The sequence below is a fragment of the Helicobacter brantae genome, assembly GCF_003364205.1.
Classification (GTDB): Bacteria; Campylobacterota; Campylobacteria; order Campylobacterales; family Helicobacteraceae; genus Helicobacter_G; species Helicobacter_G brantae.
The window spans coordinates 135,482-144,385 of the sequence record NZ_NXLV01000004.1 but is presented as its reverse complement, the minus strand read 5'-3'; the positions used below and the strand labels follow the sequence as shown (position 1 = coordinate 144,385).

Annotated in this window: 9 protein-coding genes; 3 read left to right on the top strand and 6 right to left on the bottom strand. The window is 39.5% G+C overall.

Annotation, left to right across the window (positions count from 1 at the left end):
- Both CQA58_RS03675 and CQA58_RS03670 read right to left on the bottom strand, forming a co-directional pair.
- A partial coding sequence (locus CQA58_RS03675; RefSeq protein WP_147288600.1) for a YeeE/YedE family protein occupies window positions 1–842 on the bottom strand: 842 nt, incomplete at its 3' end.
- Window positions 843–890: 48 nt separating this feature from the next.
- Window positions 891–2,591, bottom strand: a complete 1,701-nt coding sequence (locus CQA58_RS03670; protein ID WP_281270004.1) for a DUF262 domain-containing protein — start codon at window positions 2,589–2,591, stop codon at window positions 891–893.
- Window positions 2,592–2,818: 227 nt separating this feature from the next.
- Here CQA58_RS03670 and CQA58_RS03665 point away from each other — a divergent pair, with 227 nt between their 5' ends.
- The 3 genes from CQA58_RS03665 (at window position 2,819) to CQA58_RS03655 (ending at window position 4,203) form a co-directional block, all read left to right on the top strand.
- A complete protein-coding gene (locus CQA58_RS03665; RefSeq protein WP_115569369.1) occupies window positions 2,819–3,067 on the top strand; it encodes a type II toxin-antitoxin system Phd/YefM family antitoxin in 249 nt (82 codons plus the stop codon).
- Window positions 3,064–3,330 carry a Txe/YoeB family addiction module toxin gene (locus tag CQA58_RS03660; protein ID WP_245942757.1) on the top strand — a complete coding sequence of 89 codons (267 nt, stop codon included), beginning with the start codon at window positions 3,064–3,066 and terminating at the stop codon, window positions 3,328–3,330. The genes CQA58_RS03665 and CQA58_RS03660 overlap by 4 nt, the downstream gene beginning before the upstream one ends.
- Before the next feature lie 75 nt (window positions 3,331–3,405).
- A complete protein-coding gene (locus CQA58_RS03655) occupies window positions 3,406–4,203 on the top strand; it encodes an SIR2 family NAD-dependent protein deacylase (protein ID WP_115569367.1) in 798 nt (265 codons plus the stop codon).
- A gap of 10 nt (window positions 4,204–4,213) precedes the next feature.
- On the opposite strand, the gene CQA58_RS03650 is transcribed toward CQA58_RS03655, so the two are convergent.
- The 4 genes from CQA58_RS03650 to CQA58_RS03635 all read right to left on the bottom strand — a co-directional run bounded on the left by CQA58_RS03650 (window position 4,214) and on the right by CQA58_RS03635 (window position 8,661).
- The gene (locus tag CQA58_RS03650; protein WP_115569366.1) at window positions 4,214–4,900 is read right to left on the bottom strand and encodes an FkbM family methyltransferase; all 687 of its coding nucleotides are present in this window, start codon (window positions 4,898–4,900) and stop codon (window positions 4,214–4,216) included.
- 250 nt (window positions 4,901–5,150) lie between these two features.
- Window positions 5,151–5,876 carry a fumarate reductase iron-sulfur subunit gene (locus CQA58_RS03645; RefSeq protein ID WP_115569365.1) on the bottom strand — a complete coding sequence of 242 codons (726 nt, stop codon included), beginning with the start codon at window positions 5,874–5,876 and terminating at the stop codon, window positions 5,151–5,153.
- Window positions 5,873–7,852, bottom strand: coding sequence for a fumarate reductase flavoprotein subunit (locus CQA58_RS03640; protein WP_115569364.1), 1,980 nt, complete (start codon window positions 7,850–7,852; stop codon window positions 5,873–5,875). The genes CQA58_RS03645 and CQA58_RS03640 overlap by 4 nt, the downstream gene beginning before the upstream one ends.
- Entirely contained in the window at window positions 7,852–8,661 is an 810-nt protein-coding gene (locus tag CQA58_RS03635; protein WP_115569363.1) for a fumarate reductase cytochrome b subunit, read from the bottom strand. Before CQA58_RS03635 ends, CQA58_RS03640 begins: the two co-directional genes overlap by 1 nt.
- Between the last annotated feature and the right edge of the window lie 243 nt (window positions 8,662–8,904).

The window sequence follows — 8,904 nt, the reverse complement described above, 5'->3', positions numbered from 1 at the left end:
GCCCAATACGCCCCCACCCCCATCAGCACCCCTCCTACTAGGCTTTTGAGAAACTCTACCCCACTTAAACTCCTCCACTCAAAATCCTTCCATATCTTTGCACTCACTAATGAGCCGATAAAGATTCCTATCACAAAGAGGCTTCCCCAGTTGAGATAACGCTGTTGTCCTGTGGTGAGGTAGGAGAAAAGGTGCATTGTCGGCACAGAGATACCAAAGCCATAGTTTCTCCCACTCTGAGTACTAAGTATCCACGCTACAATCCCCAAAACCCCTAGCCCCACAGCCACAAGCCAAATAGAGTAATGTCTAGAATCTTTATAAGAAGGATAACGCCTAAAGCAATACAAAAATAGCCCCACACTCGCCAAAGTCAGCACTCCCACAAGCCACCAAGGGGAGATCCCAAGAGTGAGATAGATATTGCTAATCTCTAAGGGGTGTTTAAGCAATGGAGAGAGAAGGGTTTTGAGAGAACCATTTTGGGCTGAAGTGATTGTGAGGGCAAAAGAGAAAAGTGCCACACTTGCCCCTATCACGCCCTCACCAGAGCGAAACCAACCTCCTGTCGCACACACCCTAGCCACAGCCATTCCTACACCAAAGATAAGTCCTCCTAAAATCGTGGCTAGGAGTGGCAGGGGTGTGGTGGGGATAGAGATGAGCTTGAAAGCACTGAGGGTAAAAAGTCCGATAGATTGAATACTCACAGCGATAAGGAGTGCTGAGAGAAAAGTGGGGTTTTTGTGCCAATAGAGATCACGAAACCCTGAAGTGAAACAAAACTGCCCCCTCTGCACCAAAAACCCAAACACCACCCCCACAAACAAACCACTTAGCATTGCCAAATCCTCTATGAAAAATTTAGAGGGATTTTAGCATAGGGTTTTTTAGATATTTTCTTTGAAAAAGTGATAAAGCCTCTCAAAAATTTCCTCATTTCTCTCTTCGATATCTATCTTTATCCAATCATCTTTTGGATTTTTTGCCATATCTTGAGCTTCCAAAAATGCAGATTTTTTGTATTTTTCTTTTTTGTTGTCAAAATAATCATTTGAAGCCTGAATATTTAACCTCTTTTCAAGCCACATTTTATTTCCGATTGATTCAATATATGAATATTCCTCATCTTTGTTTAATGCCTTGTAACTTGCCCTCCAATCAGTAGTTCTTGGTAGGATATGCTCAATTTCAGCTTTTATCCAAGGCTCTTGCTGAGGATACTTAATATACATATTCAATGCAAGAAGAGAAGGAGTCAAACGATTGGCTTTAAAGAATTGTTGTTTAAAAAAATCCTTATCCTCTAAAATCTGCTTTGAATCTGTTCTAAAATCCATTACTCCATCTTTATAAAGAGATGTATAGGCATTAAAGGTAATAGGTTTTATTGTTGCAATTGTAGGTTTTTCAATAAGTTTTACCAAAAAGTTTGACACAACTCGTGCAAGGAATTGTTTTAACTCCATACTTGAAAAAAAGTTATCTACTTTGTCTTTTTTATAAAAATAGAATGCACTATCTAAGTATTTCCAATAATCATTTGGCAGTAAATCTAGCACTTCATAAAATTGACTTACTTCTTTTGACAATCCTTCACTATATTCATCACACCAATACTTTGTTAATTCTTGAATTTCTTCAAATGTCTGTTTTTCTTGTAAAATTTGTTTATGTTTCTCAATAAAGAATCTTCTCAAACCAATTACATTGCCTTTATCCCCCTCTCTAGCCCTAACAATATGCATATAGTTAAGAAAAATGAAATCCATAGAGATTTTTCCATCGTGAAGTTTTACTTCGAGGTCTTTCCACTCTTCAGCAAATTTTCGTTTTTCATCCTCGCTCTTTTTCTCTGAGAATATCACACCCTTAAAAATATCAGAATCTGATAGAGGTATTCCACGATTATTGAGAGTATTAAAAATTCTCAAAGCATTTTCCTGACTATCACACTCAATTGGAAGAATTACGCATTTTTTTAAGATTGTAATACAAATCTTTTCCCACTCTAATGGACGCTCCCTCGCAATTTCATCTGATTTTTCAATAAAAAATAAAAAATTATATGCATATTTTGATGCTCCCTTTTTGTTCTTTTTGCTAATTTTTGCCTTTTCTTCAAGTTCTGAAAAATCCGAGATATTGAGATACTTATCACTCAAAATTTCTCTCAAAATTTCACAATCAGAATCAATAGCAACTTCACTAAGAAGTCTTGGTTGTGTGTAATCCACCTTTCCACTTATATCATCCATTTTCCACAAACAAGATTCAAGCAAATTAACCAAACCCTGCGTATTCTCGCCTTTTTGCTTAAAGGCTTTTTCATATAATGCCCTAATAAGCAAAATTAGTGTAGTTGTTCTTTGTTGTCCATCAATTAGATTTTGCTTTCTTCCCTCTTTAAATAAAACAGAAGTCCCCAAAAAATACTCATCACCTTCACTATTTTCATCATAAAAACTGATGATATCCTCCCAAAGCTGTCCACACTCATCTTCTCCCCACGCATAAGGTCTTTGATACATTGGTATCAAAAAAGTATTTTTTGACAAATAATCCACAATACTCTGTCTTTCTACACGCATTTCTGCCATTTTTTATCCTTTCTTTACTTTTTAATGTTAGATAATTGTATCATATCCCCCCCCCCTAATGTCAAGTGTTTTGCTTGTTTCAAAAATCTATCCAAACTAAAAGGACATAGAATGTCCTAAAATCAAGAAATTATCACAAAAATCATAAAGAAAAGGTATGTTTTCAAACAAAACCTTAGTTTAAAAATGCTATAGTGCAGGGTTTCAAAGGAGTAAAAATGCAAAATATCAATCTTGCCAACTTTCAAAAAGATATTTCCACGCTTTTTGAAGAAACAATCAAATACAATCAACCCTTGCAAATCCATACAGACAATGGCAATGCCATTTTACTCAGTGAAGAGGATTACAACTCTCTGCTAGAAACTCTCTACCTCTCAAGTACTCAAGAAATGAGAGAAAAAATCATAAATGGCTTAAATACGCCATTGAGTCAATGCATTAGTGAAGAAGAAGTGGAGTGGTGAGCTATCAAATCTTTTATACCAAAAAAGCCCTAGAGGATATTCCTAAGCTCAAAAGTGCAAAACTTGATACAAAAGCGAAAAATCTTATCTTGCTTATCAAAAGTAATCCCTACCAAAACCCACCACCCTATGAAAAACTCAAAGGCATACTTCAAGGGGCGTATTCAAGAAGAATCAATATCAAACACAGATTAGTTTATGAGATTATCGAAGAAAGCAAGGTGATAAAAATCATCAGTCTATGGACTCACTACGAATTCTAATTCTCCTGTTTATAAGACAAAAAATGTCCCATTCATCTGACTATAATTTCAAAAATCATTTCAAAAGGATACAAAATGCAACACATCAAAGATTTGCTTCGCACTTGCTCTCATCTCCTCATCACTTCAGGAGCGGGAATGAGTGCAGATAGTGGGCTTCCCACTTTTAGGGACAAGGAGGGGTTTTGGAGAGAGTATCCTGCCCTCAGAGAGCTAGGGATTGACTTTCAAGAGATTGCTAACCCTAGTGCGTTTTTGTTTCAGCCCTCTTTGGCGTGGAGTTTTTACGCTCATCGCCACAATCTCTATCTACGCACCCCACCTCATCAGGGCTACTCCACTCTCCTAGAGTTTGCTAGGAGCAAAAAATCATTTTTTGTCCTCACTAGCAATGTAGATTCTCACTTTCTCACCTCTGGCTACCCCTCTTGCTCTCTCTATGAGTGCCACGGCAATATCACCTATCATCAATGCACTTGCACCCACGAGCTTTGGCGTGAGGATAGAGAAATCCCAATGGAAGATTCAAAAGTCCCCAATCTCCCAAAATGCCCTTTTTGTGGGAATATTTCACGCCCAAATATTCTTATGTTTAATGATTGGAGTTTCAATGACGCAAGGGAATCACTCCAAGCCCAAAACTTCCTAGAGTGGAAACGCTCTCTCAATCAAGATGAGTTATTGGTGATTTTAGAGATTGGTGCAGGTGTTGCAATCCCCACAATCAGAGATATGGGAGAGAAACTTGCCACCTCTCACCCCAATGCCAAACTTATCAGAATCAACCCCAAAGACACAGAGATTCCCAAAGGTTTGGGATATTCTTTGCAAATGGGAGCATTGGAAGGGATAAAAGCACTTTTAGGGGATTAGCCCCCAAACCTCACACCCAATCTAAGAAAATATTTTTGATATTGTTTGACTTGATAAGCTCTCTAATTTTTCTCATTTTCTCCTCTCCATCAGAGAAAAATCTCTCGTGAGTTTCACAGGCAATATAGTGAATTTTTTTATGCAATCCCTCTTTGATGAGCTTTTCTATTATCCCAAACTCTGCCCCTTCCACATCGATTTTGAGAAAATAAATATCCACCTCTCCTAGCTCTTTGATATACCTTACCAAATCCACCACTTCAACCTTTTGGATAGATTTCATCTCTTTGCTCTCCCCTATGATTCTAATCCCCTGACTTAGCACCCCTCCATCATCGACAAATAGCTCCATTTCTCCATCGCTATCTGCCACAGCTTTGGGATTGAGGACATATCGCCCCTCACTCATCGCTTGAGAAAACTTTTTTCTCAAAAATGGCAAAATAGCAGGGTTTGGCTCAAATGCGTGAGTCTCTGCCCCACACCACAAAAACACATCACTCATCAATCCTGCGTGTGCCCCACAATCAATACACACCACCCTCTTTCCCTCTAGCTTTGAGATATGATAGGGGAGTTGATGAAAGATATAGCGATAATGCCAAGGGGTATGGACATTGTAGAGCATAAGTTCTAGCTTTCCCAATCCATTGGGATCACAGAGTGCGTCAATAAGAAGTCTTTGCTTGTCAATCAAATATTTTCGGCTTAAGCCTAGTTTTGTCTTTGTATATTCCCACCTTTGTTTGAAAGTTACGATTTCCTCAGGCTGTGTAGGGGGGGGGGGGTTAGCTTCATTTTCCTTAGCATATATTCACAAAATCCTTCTTTGTGCTTTGCTTCTTTGAGTGCATTATGATATGGCACTTTTTTATACATTTTTACTCCTTATAAAAAATTGAGTTATTATAATCAAAAAATAGTGCTTTGCACCCCCTTTTAGGAGGTTACTTACATTGCACCATTTTACGGCGTAAATAAGCGATTTTGGTTTGGAGAGGTAGTTCTTTGGGGCATACATCTTGACAAGCAAGAAGCGACATACAGCCAAAGATTCCATTATCATCTCCGATGAGTTCAAACCAATCCTCATCACTTCTATCATCTTGGGGATCGATATAGAATCTTGCCACACGATTAAGCCCTGCAGGAGCGATGAAATCCTCTCTCATCACTTTCGTTCCACAGCTTGCCACACAGCACCCACACTCAATACATCGATCTAGCTCAAACACCTCTTCAGCCACACTTGGCTCTACTCTCTCTTCAAATTTTGTAAGATCGATTTCTTTGTGATTGTTGTGAATCCAGCTCTCCACTCTCTTTGTCATTCCCTCAAACCAAGTTCCTGTATCCACTGATAAATCTTTGATAAGCTTAAAGGCAGGAAGTGGCATCAAAGTGATAATCCCACTCTCAAACTCTTTTGTCAGTGTTCTACAAGCAAGGCGTGGGCGACCATTGATCATCATTCCACAGCTCCCACAAATCCCTGCCCTACATACAAAATCAAAGCTCAAAGACTGATCAAGTTCTGCTCTGATTTGATTGAGTGCGATAAAGATTGTCATAGAATCTAGCTCTTCAATCTTGTATTCTGCAAAGTGAGGTTTAGACACTGCACTTTGGGGATTGTATTTGAAAATTTTGAAAGTTAAAATTCGATTACTCATAGTGGCTCTCCTATTCTCTCAATTCTTGCCTTATAGCGAGGTTGAAGCTCAAAGTGCATTAAAGCATCTTGAATCTCCCATCGATTTTTGCCCTCAGCCTTAAGCTTCTCACTCACTTCCTCAATCTCTTTGGCTCTAATTGCTGATTTTTCATTCTCAATAATCATTCCTTGAGGACCATATCCACGATAAGCAGGAGCGATTTCCATTTCCATAATATCTAGCTCCTCATACTCTAGGCTTGGCATCGTATCCTCAGGATTTTTCCAATATGCCAAAGTTCGCTTCAACCAATTGACATCATCTCTTTTGGGATAGTCCTCTCGGCTATGAGCTCCCCTACTCTCTCTTCGCTCCAATGCTCCCTTAGCCACACATAGGGCGATTTTTATCATCTTTTGCACCCTATAAGCCTCTTCAAGCTCAGGGTTTGCACTTAGCTCTTTATACTTGATAGCAATGTTTTTGGAGCGTTTGCAAAGCTCCTCTAGTCCATCTACTGCCTTTTGAAGCCCCTCTTCAGTTCTAAAGATTCCGATATGCTCCTCTACTAACTCTTGCATTTGAGCTTTGAGCTTAAATGGATTTTCTCCACTCTCTCTAGAGATGATTGCTTCAAGTTTGGCTTGTTCTCTATCTAGGAAGCCTTGAATTACTTCAGTTGAGATTTGAGCTTGAGAGTTTTTGCAATGCTCTGCAAAATAATCTCCGATAACCATACCTGCCACCACAGCTTCAGCCACAGAGTTTCCACCAAGTCGATTGAATCCGTGCATATCCCAGCACGCTGCCTCTCCTGCTGAAAAGAGTCCCTTTAATGCACTCTCTCCTCTATAATCCGTCCTAATCCCTCCCATAGAGTAGTGTTGCATCGGACGCACAGGGGCATACACGCCTTTTTGAGTGAGATCAATTCCATTGAAGCAATATGCAATCTCCCAAACATCTCTTAGGTTTTTGTGGATATGCTCAGCTCCAAGGATAGAAATATCTAACCATAGGTGTTCGCCATAAGGGGATTGGATTCCCTTTCCTGCTTTAATATGCTCTAGCATTCTTCGGCTCACAACATCTCTACTTGCCAAATCTCTCTTCTCAGGCTCATAATCCACCATAAACGCGTGTCCATCTTTATCTCTTAGCAATCCCCCATCACCTCTACACCCCTCAGTCAGCAAGATTCCACTAGGCACGATTGGGGTGGGGTGGAATTGCACTGCTTCCATATTTCCTAGTCTTGCAATCCCCGTCTCTAGCACTGCCCCTGCTGCCACACCATCGCAGATGACTGCATTTGTAGTGTTTTTATAGATTCTTCCATATCCCCCTGTGGCCACTAGTGTTCCTTTGGCAATATAAGCGATAAGCTCTCCACTGACTAAATCTCTAGCCACAACGCCGTGGCATTTACCCTCGTGATGAATGACTGCAATCATCTCTTTTCTATCTAAAATCTCAGTTCCTAGCTTGATAGCCTCATTTGCGACTGCATAGAGCATTGAGTGTCCTGTGGCATCTCCAGTATAACACGCTCTCCACTTCTTTGTCCCCCCAAAGTCCCTTGCATTGATAAGTCCGTGAGCCTCTTTGTCTTCTTCAAAAGTCTCTTTTTGTCCCTTAATAATCGCAGTTCGCTCTCCTGCTTTTACCCTGCTCCAAGGCACTCCCCACGCTGCAAGCTCACGGATTGCCTTTGGGGCAGTGGTTGCAAACATTCTAGCTACCTTTTGATCGCACCCCCAATCGCTTCCCTTCACCGTGTCCATAAAATGAATATCTTCATTATCCCCTTGAGCTTTTTTGGCATTTCCCAAACTTGCTTGCATTCCACCTTGAGCCGCTGCTGAGTGGGAACGCTTCACGGGAATTAGACTTAAAACGATTGTTTTTAATCCTAATTGTCGGCAACCAATCGCTGAACGCAATCCTGCCAACCCTCCACCTACAATCAACGCATCAGAATAGATAATCTTCATTATTGCACCTCCAAAATAAGCACATCAACCTCATCGTGATTCATTGCTTTTTCCATTCGTTTTTCAAGATTTGAAAACTCAATTCCATATTTGATATAAGCCCCAAAAGTAAGGAATCCAAGTGCAAGAAAAAATATTGTCATACAGGTTTTAACTTTTTGCAATACCTTTCTTGTCGCTTCAGGAGTTTTACCCCAATGATCAAACCAGCCCCATTTCACAGCCAATCGATAAAGTCCGATACTTCCGTGTAATTCCACAGCAATCAAAAGCACAAGATAAAGTATCCAAAAATGTTGCTCCACAAAACGCAATGAAGACGCCACAGAGCCAATCCCCACAAGTGCATCAGGGCTATTGGGTGAGAGCATAATCACAAAAAGATGAGCACTCCCAAAGAAGAAAAGCACAAATCCACTGCAAGCTTGAATCCACCAATAAGTCGTGTCTTTGTGTTTCATCAAATTTTTATGAGTTCGCATTTTTAAGAATTGTTTATAGTTGATTGGAAACTTTCTCATTGCCAAAAATGCGTGAATCATAAACGCTACCAACACCACAAACACGATAAAAGAAGTAACTAAAGGTTTGCGATGACCAAAGATAAAATCAAGCTCGGCTTTGCCAATCAGCCAATCAAAAAGCTTTGGACTAATCAAAATGCTTGATACAAAAAACATATGGGCTATCATAAACAACCCCAAAAATAATCCCGTGGCACTCTGCCACCAATCAAGTCTAGCTGGTATTCGACTCTTCTTCCCATCAGGTCTTACATCAGCGTAACTCTCGATGATCTCATTAGACATCTTTTCCTCCTATAAGATTTCCTTTGCTTGGTTACCCCTCACAAAAAAGGCTAACCTAGTTGCTATACTCTCAAAAAAAAGTAACTTCAAAAATTAGAAAATCACATTTTCAAAGGGTATATTAATTCTATTGTAACTAAAGGTAATATTCTTGGGTGTTTTTGGTTAAATTCTTTACACTTTTTAAATCAATAATTTTTTATAAAAATTTTTTTAGAAAACTTTTTTTTAATCATCTTTGAG